Source organism: Streptomyces sannanensis, assembly GCF_039536205.1.
GTDB lineage: Bacteria > Actinomycetota > Actinomycetes > Streptomycetales > Streptomycetaceae > Streptomyces > Streptomyces sannanensis.
Genome location: NZ_BAAAYL010000001.1, coordinates 6570924 through 6586333, shown reverse-complemented (window position 1 = coordinate 6586333; position 15410 = coordinate 6570924). Strand labels below are relative to the sequence as shown.

Here is a 15410-nt window from a genome sequence, read left to right as displayed (position 1 = left end):
CCCCGGCGGTTCGCCGCCGGGGCCGTACGGCTGCCACGGGCTATGTGGCGTAACGGTAGATCCCGTGATGGTCGAAGATCTCGGACGGCTTCACACCCCACGGCGGCATCGGTTCGTCGCGGGCGGCGACGCGCCCGTGCTGCGGATCCCCGGACGGCGGCGGCTTCTTCGGCAGGTACGGCTCCGACTTGGGGTACCTGTTCTGCCACCGTGACCAGATGAGGTCGACGAAGGCATGGTGGAGCCAGAACACCGGGTCGTTGACCGACGCTCCCGTGAGCATATGGCCGCCCACCCAGCGGTGGACCCGGTTGTGGTTGCGCCATTTGTCATTGCCGCTGCCCGATGTCCACCCCTCCAGTTTGTTCCGGAAGCCTGTGGTCGAGGTGGAGTCCCAGGGGGGTGCGTCGTACACGGGATCGTCCGTCGCCCAGGCCACTTCCTCCTTCGTCGGCAGCTCGAGGGGGTTGGCCGGGCGTCCGAGGTCCCGTGTGAGGAACCTGTCCTCCGTCAGGCTCGCGCGGATCTCCCAGTTGCCCCCGGCATACGCGAAGGGTCCGGTCATCACCTGACGGTCTGTCCGCCGGCCGTTGCCGCCGAGGAAGTCCTCGCCCCACAGGGACGCGGCGGGAGTGTTGTCCGTCGTCCAGTCCCAGTACGGGATGGAGACCGCGGGATCCACACTCTGCAGCGCCCGCTCGAACTCCAGCAGGTACTTACGGTGCCAGGGCAGGAACGAGGGCGTCATATGGGCGACCCGCAGACCTCCGTCGCCGTCGGCGACGTAGAAGTCGATATGCAGGCGGACGAAGTCGTCGTAGCGCCCCCGGCGCTTGAGTTCGAGAACGGCGGCGACGAATGCCTTCTTCTCCGCTCTTGTCAGATGGCGTTGATTCTTACGGATGTAGACCATTGCGGCTCTCTCGTGGCCAGGGGCGGTGGGCGGGGCCGGCCGACAGCTGAGCGGTGCCCAGTTCGTCCACCGCCGCGCGGGTCGCGGCGAGCGGCGTCGGATGCGACTCGTAGTGGTCCACCATGCTGAGGTAGCCGCCGTCCGCGCGCCGCATGAGATGCAGGGGCCGTCCGTCGACGGTGACGTCGATGCGACCCTCGCAGTACACGCCGCGGATGCGACGGCCCCGGTACATCTCGTCGAACGCACCGCTCGGGATGCCCGTGGGCGAGGCTACGACCGGGGCGAGGGTCGCGCCGGTGCCGGACACGACGCCGCAGACGAACAGCGTCCGCAGCGCCGCCCGGCGCGAGAGGAGACCGACCGACCGCCCGACCCGGGCCGAGGCGTGGTTCCCGTATCCGCCCGGCACAGCGCTGATCATCTTTGATCTCCCCTCGTCGGCCATGTCCGGTCCGCACAACGACGGCATCACGAAACAGTTGCGCAAATTCCTCCGTATGCGGGCCCCGGCGTGTGTGCCGGAGCGGCGACGGATCGGAATCTAGGGTGAGGGCACCTGTGTTCCCGGCCTGGAGAGACGTGGCGATGGGCAGCAAGACGAAGGTCAGGGTGCCGTGCGTGCCCGCGGTGCCGTGCTGGGTCAGCCTGATGGCACATGATCTCGACCGGGCTCAGGCGTTCTACGGTCCCTTGCTGGGCTGGGACTTCGAGCCGGCTCCTGACCGCCTTGGTCCCTATGTACGGGCGGTGGTGGGCGACGGAATCGAGGTGGCGGGTCTGAGCATGAACACCACGCAGTGGCAGGGCCCGGTGGTGTGGACCACGTACTTCGGCACCGAGGACGTGGCCGCCGTCGCCGCACGCGTGCGGGAACGCGGCGGGACGATGGCGGTGGGGCCGCTGGCCTTCGAGGCCGGGCGCCTCGGGCTGGCTGCCGATCCCGCAGGAGCGGTGTTCGGCTTCTGGGAGGCCGAGAGCGGCCGTCCCCTCTTCCACCGGACGCCCGGCGCCCCGGTGTGGATCGAGCTGCGGACTCCGGACCCGTTCGCGGCCGCGCTGTTCTACGGGGAGGTCTTCGCCTGGGACGGACGGCCCGTGGAACACTTCGAGGCGCGTTACGAGCACGAACGGGTGGTGCTGCGTGCCGAGGGACACGACGTCGCCGCACTGGCCAAGGGGGAGCCGGGCCGGGCCTCGTGGGAGGTGTTCTTCTCGGTCACCGACACCGAGGCGGTCGCCGAGGAGGCCGTGCGCCTGGGCGGCGAGATGGTGCGGGAGCCGCACGACACTCCGTACGGGCGGGTCGCGCAGCTCCGGGACGCCGAGGGCGGCCGGTTCTCCGTGATCCGTCAGACCGAGAACAGGACATAGCCCGCCGCGACCGATCCGGCTGCCGCGCCGCCGTAGCAGAACAGGTTGATCGTCTTGCTCAGTGGCTTGAGCTGCAGTCCGTCGTAGAGGGTGTAGCGGAAACGATGTGCCCAGTGGAACAGGCACAGCACGCACAGACCGAAAAGGATCACCTTGGCGACGGGGTGCCGCAGCACCGAGAGCAGATGCGTATACCCGGGGTCCGGGATCCAGCCCAGCGGGAAGGCCACGCCGAACAGGAACAGCAGGACGGGGACCAGCAGGGCGGCCGCCGTGCCGCCCGCGCTGAACAACAGCCACAGCAGGGATTCCGGTGATCTCCTGGTCATCACGTCATCCGTCCAGGATCAGCCATGCGACGGCCGCCGTCAGCAGCGCCCAGAGCAGGTAGTGCAACGCCACGATCGATCTCGGCCGGACGCGCCGGCCCCTCAGCCGTACGACCATGGCCCGGGGTGCCAGGCCGAACCAGGTGACGGTGTGCAGCAGGACGAAGAGCAGGGCAATCACGTTCAGCAGGACGACCCACCAGTTGGCGCTCCAGTCCTGGAACCGCCGGTACTCCCCACTGCCTTCGGCGATCGCACCGGCCATGAGCAACAGGAACACCACGAACCAGGCGATGAAGACGCTGCTGAGCTCGCGCAGGACGAAGACGGCGTAGGAGCGTCGCCCCAGCCACCAGAAGGTGGGGACCGGCTTGCGGTAGAGAGCGGTCCGGCTCATCGCGCCCCCCATGGCCAGAGGAGTTCTCGGAGCGATCGCGTGGCCGCTGTGAGCTTGTAGCGCTGGATGGCCCCGGCCGGGTCGACGTCCTTGGGGCAGGCCGTGCTGCACTCGCCGACCAGGGTGCAGGCCCATACGCCCTTGGCGGAGTCGAGGACGTTCCGCCGGTCGGCGGCTCCCGCGTCACGTGAGTCGAGGTTGTAGCGCTGGGCGAGAGCGATGGCGGCCGGCCCGAGGAACTCGGGATCGAGCGCGTACACCGGGCAGGCCGCGTAGCAGAGCATGCAGTTGATGCACATGCTGTACTGCTTGAATTCGTCCATCTCGTCCGGGGTCTGAAGATATTCGCCCTCGTCGGGCGGCTTGTCCTCGGGGCGGATGATCCAGGGCTTGACCTCGGTCAGCTTGTTCATGAAGTCGCCGATCTCGACGACAAGATCGCGGATGACGGGAAAGTTGCCCAGCGGCTCGACACGCACCGGCCCCGGCGCCGAGTCCGTCAGGAAGGCGGCACAACTCAGCTGGGGCTCACCGTCGACGGTCATGCCGCAGCTGCCGCAGATGCCCATCCGGCAGGACCAGCGATAGGAGAGCGTGCCGTCCAGATGGTCCTTGATGTGGTTGAGCCCGTCGAGGACCGTCCACTCCTTGCGCAGGGGCACCTCGTACGACTGCCAGGTCGGTTCGGTCTCCTGTTCCGGCCGGTAGCGGGCCACCTGGAGGGTGATCCGGTCCTTGTCCGTGTCCGTCATGGCTACTGCCTCCCGTACACGCGTTCCCCGGGGGACCACCGGGTGACGGTCACCGGCAGGTACTCCACCCGCGGGCTGCCGTCGGGTTCGCGGTGGACGAGCGAATGGGCCAGGTACCGCCGGTCGTCCCGGCCGGGGAAGTCGGTGCGCTGGTGCGCGCCTCGCGACTCCTCGCGCCGCAGCGCGCTGTGGACGACGGTCTCGGCCACATCCAGCATGAACGACAGTTCGAGCAGAGCGATCAAGTCGGTGTTGAACGTCCGGCTGCGATCGCCGACAGCGACACCGGCGAACCTCTCCCGCAGCCGGTGCAGCGCCTGTACCGCCCCGGCGAGGGACGCTCCGTCGCGGTAGATCCCGGCGCTGCGCTCCATGGTGTTCTGCATCGCGATACGGATGTCCGCGATGCGTTCCGGGCCGGGTTCCGCGTACCGCGCCAGTTCGAGCTCCAGTCGGCGGCGCTCTTCGCGCCCCTGCGCCAGAATCGCGGCACCGGGCCCCGGACCCGCGACGGATGCGGCGTACTCGGCGGCGGCCCGGCCGGCCCGGGCGCCGAAGACGAGCAGCTCGGGGAGGGAGTTGGAGCCCAGCCGGTTGGCGCCGTTGATACTGACGCAGGCCGCCTCACCGGCGGCGTAGAGGCCGTCGAGGCCGGTGGCACCGTCCATGTCGGTGTGGATGCCCCCCATCATGTAGTGGACGACGGGCCGCACCGGGATCAGTTCCCCGACCGGGTCGATGTTCTGGTACTTCAGACACAGCTCGCGTACGAAGGGCAGCTTGCCGTCGATGAGTTCCGCCCCGAGATGACGCAGGTCCAGATGGACGACGGGCCCGTGCGGGGTGGGGATCGTCCGGCCCTTGTCGAGCTCGTGCACGAACGCCTGCGACAGCCGGTCCCTCGGTCCGAGCTCCATGCTGCGCAGCACCGGCACGGGTTCGGGCCGGCCGAGGTCGTAGTCCTGCAGATAGCGGTAGCCGTCCTTGTTGAGCAGCCATCCGCCCTCGGCACGTGCGGCCTCCGTGATCAGGATTCCGGTGAAGGGCAGTCCTGTGGGGTGGTACTGGACGAACTCCATGTCCTTCAGCGGCGCCCCGGCCCGGTAGGCCAGGGCCATGCCGTCGCCGGTCTTGATGTTGGCGTTGGTGGTGAACGGGTAGATCCGGCCGCAGCCCCCCGTGCACACGACGACTGCGCCCGCGGTGATGGTCTCGACGCGGCCGGTGGCCAGCTCGATCGCCACCACACCGCGCACCCTCCCCTCGTCGACGAGCAGGGTGCTGACGAACCACTCGTCGTAGCGGACGATGTCCCGGTAGGACAGGGCGGTCTGGAACAGGGTGTGCAGCATGTGGAACCCGGTCTTGTCCGCGGCGAACCACGTGCGCTTCTTCTTCATGCCGCCGAAGGCGCGTACCGCGATACGCCCGTCCGGCTGCCGGCTCCATGGGCAGCCCCAGTGCTCAAGGCGCAACAGTTCGCGCGGCGCCTCGCGGACGAAGGCCTCGACGGCATCCTGGTCGCACAGCCAGTCCCCGCCGGACACGGTGTCGTAGGCGTGTTCGTCGAGGCTGTCGTCGGCGCCGGCGACCGCGGCGGCCCCGCCCTCGGCGGACACCGTGTGGCTGCGCATCGGGTAGACCTTCGAAATGACCGCCACGCTCAGCCGCGGATCGGTCTCCGCGACGGCGATGGCTGCGCGCAGCCCCGCTCCCCCGCCACCGATCACCACGACGTCGTGAGAGGCGGTCATGTCAGGCCTCGTGCTCGGCGCTGTGCTCGTCCAGCAGGACGGTGCCGTCGTGGTGAACGGTTCTGATGTGCACGCTGCCGTCGTGGAACTCCCGGATCGCCCGACGGCAGCCGCACGTGTACGTCGTCACCTCGACGAACAGCCCCGCGGCGTCGTCCTCCTGGTAGCGCAGCCCATCGACGACGAGGCCGCACGGAGCCCGCTCCTCGGTGAAGTCGATGGTGTTCCCGACCACACCCACCTCCCGGCGATCTTCGTGGCTCGGTTCGCCTCCGGGGCGCCGCCGTGCCTGTCAGCGGCCTCCGGCCGCGGGCACTGTCGACGGTCGACGTGCTCGGTCGCTCGTTCCCCGCTCCCTGCGCGCGACTCCCTTTCGACAGCGGCGCGCCTCTTCGGATCACTTCAGTGGGATCACTGGCATTCGGGGGACGCTCACAGCGAGCGTAACGCCGGGCGGCCGCCCCCGCCTGTGCGGGGAGCGGCCGCCCGTGACCGGTCAGAACCGCGCGTGGGCCGAGATGTCCGCGTCGAATTCCTCGATCATCGCCGACGTGACGGTCGGCCGGCACTGTGCGATGGCGGCGAGATAGTCCTCGGTGCCGGCTCCCAGCGGTCCCTGCGCGCCCGCCCTGCCACCGAGCGCCTCGAGGTCCCGCTCGAAGGAGGCCTGGGCGGCGATACGGGCCGCGTGCTCGATGTCCGCGGGGGTGAACAGCTCGCTGGCCGCGACCAGCGCGTCCACGTCCACGTCCGCACGGCCGTTCGTGTACCGGGCCCAGATCGCCGCCCTGGCGGCCTTGTCCGGGGTACCGATCGGGATCAGGTAGTCGAACCTGCCGGGGCGCAGGAACGCCGGGTCCAGCGAGCGGATGGAGTTCGTGGCGCACACCAGCAGCCGCTCGTCCCCTTCCCGGAAACCGGGTATGAGCTTGAGCAGTTCATTGGTGACCCCGTGCATGCCCCCCGGCTGCGCGGGTTCGCTGCGCACCGGGGCGATCTCCTCGACCTCGTCGATGAAGACCAGCACCCGCTCCAGTTCGGCGATCCGGGAGAACGCGCTGCGCAGTGCCGCCGCGAGGTTGCCCTCGTCGGCCAGCCGGGACGGCAGCAGCTCGACGAAGGGCCAGCCGAGCTTGGAGGCGATGCCCCGGGCGAACGTGGTCTTCCCGGTCCCGGGCGGACCGAACAGGGCGATGGCCCGCGGCGGCCGGACACCATGCTGAGCGGCCCGCTCGGGCTGCGCCAACGGCAGCACGACCCGTCGTTCGATCAGGTCCTTCTCCGCCTCCATGCCCGCCACCTTGGCCCAGAAGTCGTTGGGCAGGAACCGTCCGCCGAGATCCTCCAGCAGGTTCGCCGCGGGACCGTGGTGCGGCTCGACCTTCTCGAAGTACGCGACGGCGGGCTGCCTCGTGTAGCCCGCATTGAGCAGCCCTTCTCCGACGAGCTCCTCCTCGGGCAGCACATAGGCGATACGGCCCACCCGGGCGGCGATGAGCCGTCGCTCCAACTCCACCAACAACGCGCTCGCCAGCCCCCGTCCCCGCCAGCCCGCAGAGATGGCGATGCGCATCACCCACGCCCGCTCACCGGCCACGCAGGCCAGGGCCGCCCCGACGGGAACACCCTGGTGGACGGCCACCACGGCGGGCTGCCGGGAGGTCAGCGCACTGATGCATTCGGCGAGCGAGAAGACCGACTCCTGCCCGAGCTCGGCCGTCGTGTCGATCAGGTGGACCACCGCCGCGAGATCGCTCTCGCGATAGTCATGGATGAGCCAGTTCACTTCTGCCGCCCCTCGTTCGTGCCGTTCCGGTGAGGCTAGGGGCGGCGGCGGACAGGGGCTCCCTCCACGGTGCACAAGGCCATGGACGCAAACCCTACGTTCCGTCCATAGCCGAACTGCCCGCTGTAACTACGCCGTCGCGTCGGGCCAGCCGTACCCCGTCAGGGTCCGGCGCGATGCCTGCCCCGCCCCCACGCCCTCCAGATCGCGGTCGGCCACGCGCATGAGTTGTTCCGCCAGGTCACGCATGGCCCGGCTCGCCGCCAGTTCGTCGCCGATCGCCGGGACGTCCACATCCTCGGGGTTGCACCGGGCGACCCCTTGCCCGGTCAGCGACACGGTCCCGGTGTCGAGCACCGCTCGGGCTCTCGTCGTGCCGTCCTCCTCGACCAGGTAGAGGCCGACCTTCCACTCCAGCGTCCGTGTCATGGCGCATCTCCTCACGTTCGCCTTCTTCATGGTCCACCGATTTGCGCCACACGGGCGCCCCCAGCGGGTCACCAGGTGAACACTCTTCGTAACAGCACAGGCCAGAACTGGCCTGAATGCTCCCATAGGGGGACGCTGGTGAATGAAGGGAGACACAAGTCGCCACCAGTAGCTACGGACAACGTAAGGAGGTGGGCGACGTGACGACCTCGCCGCTGCGCGGTATCGAACAGCACCCCGATATCCTCGCGCTGCACGCGCACTCGCAGATCGCGACGTCCAGACCTGTGGCGCAGGCAGTGGAAGGACTGAGTGTGCTGACCGGTCTGTATCTGGCGGCCTCGCCATGGATTGTGGGCTTCAACGGGCTGCCGTCCCTGGCTGTGACCAACCTGATCTGTGGAGTGGCCTTCGCGCTGCTCGCCGCGGGATTCGGTCCCGCCTATGAACGCACGCACGGCATGAGCTGGGCCGCCATGGGGATCGGTGTCTGGACGATCATCGCCCCGTGGGTCGTGGCGGGACACGCGGCCACCACGCGCACCATCGCCAGCAATGTCACCATCGGTGCCGTCGCGCTCTGCCTCGCTCTGGCCACCGCGGCCATGGGCAGGCCGGAACGTACGGACCGCCCCCTGCGGGGCCGCCGGCCCTGAACCGAAACCGTCTTTCCGTCCCGTCGGCCCCCACGCCGGTGCCCTGGAACCGCGCGGGGGGCCGAACACGTCGTCGGGTGTTGAGCTCCCGTCAGTTCCGGTTGAGCGCACGAGTGACGCCCGCGACCACAGCAGTGGTGAGTATCCAGCCGGCCGCGATCAGGGAATACCCGAGCCATTGCAGCGGGCCGGTCCAGTACCAGGCGGTGCGCTGGCCGAAGCCGCCGATCGGGATCAGCAGGTCGAGGGTGTAGACGAACGCGTTGAACGGCGCCGTCTTCTGATCGCTCTGGACGGGAGAGGGAGTGCCCTGGTCGAAGGCGACGGCGCCCAGCACGACGAGGCCGAGCAGCCACATCCCGGCCTGCCAGGGCCGGTAGCCGTAGCCGACGGTGACGTCGAGTATGCGGCCCCAGGCCCGGCCGAGCGGGCGCAGGGTCCCGCGCCTTCGGCGCTGCTTCGCCAGGAGCACCCGGCGGGCGTCGTCGTCGTGGCCGATCCGCCGGTACCACATGGCCAGCTGCTCGTACGGCTGCGGGGTGTAGCCGGGCGCCCGCTCGACCCAGCCGAGACGCTGCGCGAACGGCACCCGGCTCTGGATCGACGTGTAGACGAATCCGTTCAGCCGCGTGTGCGGCGGCCAGCTGTCCTCGTTGTCATGAACGACCCCCACCTGCGCCCCCTGAAGGTCCACAGCCCCCTCGGGGGTGCTCGCGGGCGTGAACCGGAGGTCGCCGGCCGTCAGGCGTGTGGCGTCGAGCGCCGTGTCGTCGCCCTTCAGTACGGCGGAGTCCAGGGAGAGCCTGCTGCGGACCGTCGCACCCGGCAGCCGTACGGCGCCTGTCGCCGTGAAGCCGTCGCAGAGCATCATCGTCGACGCCACCAGATCGTCCCCGGTCAGCGCGTCGCCGCCGGGATTCTCGATCCGGGCCCGCTCCATGAACAGGCCGCCGTTGAACTGCGCTCCGGGCAGCCGCAGACCGCCCCGGGAGGTGAAGCCGTGCCGCACGAAGCAGCCGCCTTCCATGACCAGGCCGCCCGCCCACAGGGCCCACGCCCCGGACGGGCGGGCCGGATCGTTTCCGGCCTCCCCCACCAGCTCGGACGCGGTGAGACGAGCTCCGGAGAGCCGCAGCTCGCCGGTGATGTGCGCACGCGTGAGGGTCAGCCGGCCCTCCAGGACGGAGTCCTCGAAGAACAGATTGCCGTCCACCCGCAGCAGCCAGCCGTCCAGTCCCGGAATCCGGCACCCGATCAACTCGGTGGTGCGGAGCGCCGCGCCCCGGAGGACCACCTTCTCGTCGAAGTGGCAGTGCTCGAGGCGTATCCGGTGCTCCACCCGGGCACTGGACAGATCCAACTGCCCGGTGATCCGCGCCCCGGCCAGCCGCAGGCCGCTCACCGCGGCGGCACCCTCCAGGCTCCGCAGCAGCAGCGCGACGATCACCGCCGCCCGCACTGTGCGCTCCCCCGATGGGACACCGGCACCGTCCGGGGCGTCCGCGCTTTCGTCCCCGGCCCGCAGATCCACCATGGCCCCGGTCGGAAAGGCGTTCCACAACCGTTGCTCGGCAGCATTCAGTTCCTCGTACGCGAGCACATTTGCCTCCCCCTAGCCGCTCGCCCATGATCGTCAGCAGCGTAGCGGAGGCGTAGCATCGAGAAAGGAGCGCACAGTGACCGACCGCAAGCCCCCTGGTGTCAGTTTCGAATCGTGGATCGACAAACAGATCCGCGAGGCGGCGGAGCGCGGCGAATTCACTCACCTGACGGGCATGGGCAAACCACTCCCCGGGCTGGACCGGCCCTACGACGATGAATGGTGGATCAAGGAAAAGATGCAGCGCGAAGGCATGTCCTTCCTCCCTCCGGCGCTCGCCCTGCGCAAGGAGGCCGAGGACGCGCTGAGCGCCGCCGAGAAGGCCCCGACGGAGGCCGAGGCACGGCGCATCCTGACGGAGGTCAACGAGAAGATCGCGGCAGCGATCAGGCGGCCTCCTCCGGGGCCCCTGCTGAATCTGCAGCCCTTCGACATCGAGGACGTGATCTCCCGCCGGGGAAAGGCAAGTTGACTCGGCACCCGGGCATGCCGAACTCAACCGGCCGGTCCAGGTTGTACGGAGATCGTTCCTTCACGCCCACCAGGATATGGACCGTGCCCGAGTACTCGGCTGCCGACGAGACGCGCGACGGAATCGACACGGCGTGGTGTCGTGCTCGCGGTGGCGTCCGGAGGACGGCCTTGAGGGCGAGCCCGACGACGTGGCCATGTTCGGCGCGGTGGGACGCAAGGCCTGACGCGGGCGCGCGGCGCGCCGTACCTCCGGCGCGTCGGCGCTCCCCGGCCTCCGGGTGGCTCTCACGGGGGTGAAGCAGCACCCACCACGGACTGTGTGAACGGGATCCGGGCGAGAGCGACCGCGCCGGCGGCGATCAGGGCCACCCCGAGCAGCTCGGGCACCAGCCACCAGCCAGTGCGAACATGCTCTTCGTACAGGGTCACCGCCAGGCTGAGGCTGACCAGCGCGTCGCCCAGCGTGAGCGCCGGCTGGGAGGCGACCAGCGGGCCCGCTTGCATGGTGTTCTCCAACAGGAAGAGGGCACACACACCGGCCAGCGCGAAGGCATAGGTCTGCCACGAGGAGAAGAACGCCACCACGCCCTCCACGTCCAGAATGTGCACGGCCTCCTTCATCAGCGCCGCCGTCAGCGCGAAGCTGATGGCCGTGGCCGCGCCGAGACATGCTGCGCGAGCGCGGCCCTCGGGGCGACTGAGCGCCGCCGCCGCGAGGGCGGCGACCGCACCGCCGCAGACGGCCAGCGCCAGGATCCAACGGTCCAACGGGACATGCATCTTGTTGCCCGCCGGAGAGGCGGCGGCAAGGGCGATACCGAGCCCCGCCACCACACACACGACGGCGGCCCACCCCGCTCGCGGCAGGTGCCGGTGCAGCAGCACCGAGGCCACGATCAGCGTGAGCGGCAGCTCCAGCACGAACAGCGGCTGCACCACCGACAGCGGCCCCGTCGCCAGCGCCAGCGCCTGACACACGGCTGCCGCGACGACGGCCAGCATCCCGCCCAGCCAGACCGGACGCCTCAACAGGTCCAGCATCAGCCCCGGCCGGAAGTGGTCGGAGCGCGGCACGGAGAGGGCGGCACTCCGCTGCAGCACGGTGGCGAACGCGTTGCAGAGCGCCGCACAGAGCGCGAAGAGGACCGGCAGGAGGTCCCGCACGGCGAGGGCCATGGCGTTCGGCGATCGTCGAGGTTCAGAAAAGCCAGTCGGGTGTGCGCGGTGCAGTGCCCGTCGGGCAGTCCCTCCGGCGTGATCGGCGGCGCATGCCCTGCAGCAGGGCGGGACAACGTTCGATCGTGTCCCGGACCAGTGGGGCGACGCGATCTGCAGACATAGGACCTCCAGCCGGGCCCGTCAGCACGGAAACCCCTCTGCCTGCCATGGTGGCCCCCGCCCTGTGCCCTCGCGATCCGGGACGTTCCCCGGCCCGCCCCGGCGCCCCGTGCCCGGGCTGCGGGGTGACGTCGTCCAGCCGACAATGAACGGAGGACGCGGCCCACGGGTGGACCAGCCCGGGCGCCCCACCACCGGACGGCTCCCCCCGCGCCGAGCGGGGCCCGGCTGAAAGGAAGTGCCGCATGCTCGCTGGGATCACGCCGGCCCGGCGGTGCGCGCGGTGAAGGGCATACGCACCGACACGACGCCGGCGGCGCGTTCCGAGGTCGTACGGCGGGCGGTGCGGGTGACCACGGCTGCGTGCACGGGCTTCTACACATGCCGCTACGGCCTGCACGAGCCGGTCATGGCCGTCTACGCCCTGTTCGGGGCGATCTCCCTCGGAATACTGTCGCCGATCCCGGGGTCGGGGCGTCAGCGCGCCGCCGTCGTCCTCAAGGCCCTCCCGGTCGGCTGGCTGCTGGCGGGCCTGGGGACCGCCCTGGCCGTACGGACCTGGGCAGCGGTCGCCGGCATGCTGACCGTCGGCTTCGTCCTCGCCTTCGCGGCGGTCGCCGGCCCACGACCGGCCGGAGCCGCACCGGGATTGCAGCTCTTCTACATCCTGCCCTGCTTCCCGCCGTACGCCCCCGAAGCCCTGGGCGACCGGCTGGCCGGCCTCAGCGTGGGGGTCGTGCTCCTCGCCGCCTGCGAACGCTTCCTGCTGCCCGCCGCGGGGGCCACCCCCTACCGCCGGGTTCTCGCGGACGCCGTCGCCCTCGCGGGCCGCGCCGCCTCCGGCCTGGCCGCACCGCACCCCGCCGTGCCCAGCGCGTCCGCCGACCGGTTGCGTACGGTCGGGGAGCAGCTGCGCCCGTCCCGGCTGCCGCCCGCCGAGCGGCCCACCGCGCCCGGCCGCAAGGACCGGGCCCTGGCCCAGGCCGGCAGCGCGGCCCGCAGACTGCTGTACCAGCTGGAGCACATGGGCCACCCCCCGACGGCCTCGGAACAGGACGTGCCATCGTCCGTACTGCTGGGCCGGGTCGCAGGCGTCTGCGACGAGACCGCGGCAGCCCTGCGCAGCGGGGTACCGCCGCCGGATTCCTCCCCGGAGACATCGATGCGGGCCTTCCAGCAACAGCGGATCCGCCAGGTCACCGGACCCGAGGCCAGGATGCTGCGCCCCGAGACGCTGTGGCGGCAGGCCGCGGTTCTCGCCGCGGCGGAGTCCGCCCGGATCCTGGAGGCCGCCGTGCGGGTGGGGATCGACGGGCGGCGTACCCGGCCGATCCCGCCCCGGGAGCTCTTCTGGTACACCGACGTCCCCGTGCCGGTTCTGTGGTGGCGGCGACTGCAGGGGAACCTGACGCTCCGGTCGGTCCATTTCCAGAACGCCGTACGAACCGCTCTCGCTCTCGGCACCGCCCGGCTCGTGGCCGGCGCACTCGGCCTCTCTCATGGATTCTGGGTACTGCTCGCCGTACTCACACTGGTCCGCACCACCGCCGTACAGACGTGGTCCTCCGTGCGTGCGGCGCTGTTCGGCACCCTGGCCGGTACGGTGACGGCGGGCGGACTGCTGTACGCGGCGGGACAGCACACCGATGCCTACGCGGCCCTGCTGGCACCGGCGATGCTGGCCGCGTTCACTCTCGGCCCGCTGCTCGGGGTCGCCTGGACGCAGGGGCTGTTCACCTTGGTGGTCTCCGCCGCCTTCGCCCAGCTCGCCCCTGTCACCTGGCAGCTCGCCCAGGTCAGGATGGTGGACGTGGTCACCGGCAGCGTCATCGGACTGCTGTGCGGACTGCTCGCCTGGCCCGCCGGGGCCAGGCGCGAAGTGCAACGGGTCATGGGAGAGCTGCTCCACTCGCTCGGTCCGGTGATCACCGGGACGGTCTCCTTCATGGTCACCGGACCACCGGGGGCCCCGCCGCCGTCCGCCGTGCCCGCGCTGCGCTTCCTGCGGCTGGCCGAGGCGGCCCATGCCCAGTACCTGAACGAGCCCCGCGGTCCGCGGAGACCACGGCCGGACTGGCAAGCCGTACTGGCCACCACGAGCCACACCCTGGTCGGCTCCCAACGGCTCCCACGGTACGACCGGCCCGGCGCCGCCGGCGCGCCGGACACCGCTGCCTGGGCGCGCTCGGCGGCCCGCCAACTGGCCCTCGCCGCCGGCCGCCTCGGTGACCAGTGCGCCGGTGGCAGGCCTCCGCCGCAACCGCCGCCCCTCCCCGCGCCTCCGGCCGCCACCGCCACGAGGGACCCGACGCTCCCCGTGCGGATCGACCTCGAACACTGGCTGACCACTCTCGCCACGGACCTCGAGCACATCGCGGCAACGGTGCCTCGCGGTACGGGAAGGGAGGCACCTGATGCCTCATGGGAGTAAGGAGCGCACGCAGCGGCCCCTCATTCTTCACCGGAGCTGGACCTGGTGGCTCCCCTTCGTCGCGACGGTGGCCGCTGTGGCCCTGGAACTGCTCCTGCACGGCGCGCAGCCGGTGAGTTTCCTGCTCATCGGAGTTCCACCGCTGGCCGCGGCGACCCGGGGCCCCCGGGGCACCGCGGCGTCCACCGTGATGTGCCTGCTGCTGGAATTCTGGATGGCCTCCCGGCGGTCCGCGCACATCACCGAGCAGTACTACGTGGTGCTCCTTGCGGCCACACTGCTGATCGGAATCGCCGGCACCGCACTGTCGTGGCAGCGGGAGCGGGCCAAGGAGCACCTGATCATCGCGCGCTCGGTCGCCGAAGCGATGCAGCTGACGCTGTTGCGCCCCGTTCCGTACCAACTCGGCCCGGTGCGGGCCGCAGGCTTCTACTCGGCCGGGGAGGGCGGCATGCTTGTCGGCGGCGATCTGTACGACCTGCGTGAGACGCCCTTCGGCGTACGGGTGATCATCGGCGATGTGCGCGGCAAGGGACTGGACGCCGTGCAGACGGTATCGGCGGTGCTGGGCAGCTTCCGGGTGTACGCTCATGAATCGGCGGACCTGGCCGGCCTGGCGGAACGTCTCGAACTCAGCATCGCCCTCAACAAACCCGGGAACGGAGCGTCCGACGCAGAACTGTTCGTCACGGCACTCGTCCTGAAGTTCCCGCCCGCGGGGAACGAGGTGAGGATCGTCGACCGCGGCCATCCGCCGCCCGTCGTGATCGGACCGAAGGGCGCACGACGGATCCGTACGTCTCCCGCGCTGCCCCTGGGACTGGGCGAACTCGCCCCGGGCCGTGCCGAGACAACGGCGCATCCGCTGCACCCGGGGGAGATTCTCGTCGTCTTCACGGACGGCGTGAGCGAGGCCCGTAACGCGGAGGGCGTCTTCTACCCGGTCCTGGAGCGGCTCGCGGAACACTTCGGCGCTCGCCGCACAGCGGACCCCGAAGCGGTCGCGTCCTTCGTCCAGGCCGACGCGGAACGCTGGTCGGCACTGTCCGACAACGACGACCAGGCGCTGCTCGCGCTGAGCCTGTCCGGCCCTGCGCCATCGACGTCTGCCGGAACGCTGCCGGCCACCCCGTCAATGACGGTTCCGGATTAACGCCCGATGCCCGCGTGTTCACTG

16 protein-coding genes and 1 pseudogene are annotated in these 15410 nt (G+C 70.4%); 6 read left to right on the top strand and 11 right to left on the bottom strand.

Annotated features, from left to right (window positions below):
* Positions 1-40: 40 nt before the first annotated feature.
* A complete protein-coding gene (locus ABD858_RS30805; protein WP_345043693.1) occupies positions 41-913 on the bottom strand; it encodes a tyrosinase family protein in 873 nt (290 codons plus the stop codon).
* Positions 897-1337 (bottom strand): tyrosinase family oxidase copper chaperone, encoded by a 441-nt coding sequence (locus tag ABD858_RS30800; RefSeq protein ID WP_425586279.1) that lies wholly within the window; start codon positions 1335-1337, stop codon positions 897-899. The genes ABD858_RS30805 and ABD858_RS30800 overlap by 17 nt, the downstream gene beginning before the upstream one ends.
* A 164-nt stretch (positions 1338-1501) precedes the next feature.
* On the opposite strand from ABD858_RS30800, the gene ABD858_RS30795 reads away from it, so the two are divergent.
* Positions 1502-2287: a VOC family protein gene (locus ABD858_RS30795; protein ID WP_345043691.1), complete on the top strand. Its 786-nt coding sequence runs from the start codon at positions 1502-1504 to the stop codon at positions 2285-2287.
* Here ABD858_RS30795 and frdD read toward each other — a convergent pair.
* The 7 genes from frdD to ABD858_RS30760 all read right to left on the bottom strand — a co-directional run bounded on the left by frdD (position 2266) and on the right by ABD858_RS30760 (position 7734).
* Positions 2266-2616 carry a fumarate reductase subunit FrdD gene (gene frdD, locus ABD858_RS30790; protein ID WP_345043688.1) on the bottom strand — a complete coding sequence of 117 codons (351 nt, stop codon included), beginning with the start codon at positions 2614-2616 and terminating at the stop codon, positions 2266-2268. The two genes, ABD858_RS30795 and frdD, sit on opposite strands and share 22 nt — an antisense overlap.
* Before the next feature lie 4 nt (positions 2617-2620).
* Positions 2621-3013 carry a succinate dehydrogenase/fumarate reductase transmembrane subunit gene (locus tag ABD858_RS30785; protein WP_345043687.1) on the bottom strand — a complete coding sequence of 131 codons (393 nt, stop codon included), beginning with the start codon at positions 3011-3013 and terminating at the stop codon, positions 2621-2623.
* Positions 3010-3765, bottom strand: a complete 756-nt coding sequence (locus ABD858_RS30780) for a succinate dehydrogenase/fumarate reductase iron-sulfur subunit (RefSeq protein WP_345043685.1) — start codon at positions 3763-3765, stop codon at positions 3010-3012. Before ABD858_RS30780 ends, ABD858_RS30785 begins: the two co-directional genes overlap by 4 nt.
* A gap of 2 nt (positions 3766-3767) precedes the next feature.
* Positions 3768-5519: a fumarate reductase (quinol) flavoprotein subunit gene (gene frdA / locus ABD858_RS30775; protein ID WP_345043682.1), complete on the bottom strand. Its 1752-nt coding sequence runs from the start codon at positions 5517-5519 to the stop codon at positions 3768-3770.
* Between the two features lies 1 nt (position 5520).
* Positions 5521-5754 (bottom strand): hypothetical protein, encoded by a 234-nt coding sequence (locus tag ABD858_RS30770; RefSeq protein ID WP_345043681.1) that lies wholly within the window; start codon positions 5752-5754, stop codon positions 5521-5523.
* A 261-nt stretch (positions 5755-6015) separates the two neighbouring features.
* On the bottom strand, positions 6016-7305 hold the full coding sequence (locus ABD858_RS30765; protein WP_345043678.1) for an ATP-binding protein: 1290 nt from the start codon (positions 7303-7305) through the stop codon (positions 6016-6018).
* 129 nt (positions 7306-7434) lie between these two features.
* A complete protein-coding gene (locus tag ABD858_RS30760) occupies positions 7435-7734 on the bottom strand; it encodes a DUF1876 domain-containing protein (RefSeq protein ID WP_345043676.1) in 300 nt (99 codons plus the stop codon).
* A 200-nt stretch (positions 7735-7934) separates the two neighbouring features.
* On the opposite strand from ABD858_RS30760, the gene ABD858_RS30755 reads away from it, so the two are divergent.
* The gene (locus ABD858_RS30755; RefSeq protein WP_345043675.1) at positions 7935-8390 is read left to right on the top strand and encodes an SPW repeat protein; all 456 of its coding nucleotides are present in this window, start codon (positions 7935-7937) and stop codon (positions 8388-8390) included.
* Between the two features lie 91 nt (positions 8391-8481).
* On the opposite strand, the gene ABD858_RS30750 is transcribed toward ABD858_RS30755, so the two are convergent.
* Positions 8482-9990 (bottom strand): oxidoreductase, encoded by a 1509-nt coding sequence (locus ABD858_RS30750; RefSeq protein ID WP_345043672.1) that lies wholly within the window; start codon positions 9988-9990, stop codon positions 8482-8484.
* A gap of 76 nt (positions 9991-10066) precedes the next feature.
* Between ABD858_RS30750 and ABD858_RS30745 the strand changes: the two genes are divergently transcribed.
* Both ABD858_RS30745 and ABD858_RS30740 read left to right on the top strand, forming a co-directional pair.
* On the top strand, positions 10067-10462 hold the full coding sequence (locus tag ABD858_RS30745) for a DnaJ family domain-containing protein (protein WP_345043670.1): 396 nt from the start codon (positions 10067-10069) through the stop codon (positions 10460-10462).
* Positions 10463-10592: 130 nt separating this feature from the next.
* Positions 10593-10688: pseudogene (locus ABD858_RS30740) on the top strand (SAM-dependent methyltransferase); the annotation flags it as partial.
* 61 nt (positions 10689-10749) lie between these two features.
* On the opposite strand, the gene ABD858_RS30735 reads toward ABD858_RS30740, so the two are convergent.
* On the bottom strand, positions 10750-11640 hold the full coding sequence (locus ABD858_RS30735) for a DMT family transporter (protein WP_345043669.1): 891 nt from the start codon (positions 11638-11640) through the stop codon (positions 10750-10752).
* Positions 11641-12040: 400 nt separating this feature from the next.
* On the opposite strand from ABD858_RS30735, the gene ABD858_RS30730 reads away from it, so the two are divergent.
* On the top strand, positions 12041-14233 hold the full coding sequence (locus ABD858_RS30730) for an FUSC family protein (protein ID WP_345043666.1): 2193 nt from the start codon (positions 12041-12043) through the stop codon (positions 14231-14233).
* The gene (locus ABD858_RS30725) at positions 14217-15386 is read left to right on the top strand and encodes a PP2C family protein-serine/threonine phosphatase (protein ID WP_345043665.1); all 1170 of its coding nucleotides are present in this window, start codon (positions 14217-14219) and stop codon (positions 15384-15386) included. The genes ABD858_RS30730 and ABD858_RS30725 overlap by 17 nt, the downstream gene beginning before the upstream one ends.
* Positions 15387-15410 lie beyond the last annotated feature (24 nt).

Coding starts and splice junctions, on each gene's coding strand:
- ABD858_RS30780 (WP_345043685.1), bottom strand. CDS start 3,765: ATGACGGACACGGACAAGGACCGGATCACCCTCCAGGTGGCCCGCTAC.
- ABD858_RS30760 (WP_345043676.1), bottom strand. CDS start 7,734: ATGACACGGACGCTGGAGTGGAAGGTCGGCCTCTACCTGGTCGAGGAG.
- ABD858_RS30785 (WP_345043687.1), bottom strand. CDS start 3,013: ATGAGCCGGACCGCTCTCTACCGCAAGCCGGTCCCCACCTTCTGGTGG.
- frdA (WP_345043682.1), bottom strand. CDS start 5,519: ATGACCGCCTCTCACGACGTCGTGGTGATCGGTGGCGGGGGAGCGGGG.
- ABD858_RS30725 (WP_345043665.1), top strand. CDS start 14,217: ATGCCTCATGGGAGTAAGGAGCGCACGCAGCGGCCCCTCATTCTTCAC.
- ABD858_RS30735 (WP_345043669.1), bottom strand. CDS start 11,640: ATGGCCCTCGCCGTGCGGGACCTCCTGCCGGTCCTCTTCGCGCTCTGT.
- ABD858_RS30795 (WP_345043691.1), top strand. CDS start 1,502: ATGGGCAGCAAGACGAAGGTCAGGGTGCCGTGCGTGCCCGCGGTGCCG.
- ABD858_RS30805 (WP_345043693.1), bottom strand. CDS start 913: ATGGTCTACATCCGTAAGAATCAACGCCATCTGACAAGAGCGGAGAAG.
- frdD (WP_345043688.1), bottom strand. CDS start 2,616: ATGACCAGGAGATCACCGGAATCCCTGCTGTGGCTGTTGTTCAGCGCG.
- ABD858_RS30800 (WP_425586279.1), bottom strand. CDS start 1,337: ATGATCAGCGCTGTGCCGGGCGGATACGGGAACCACGCCTCGGCCCGG.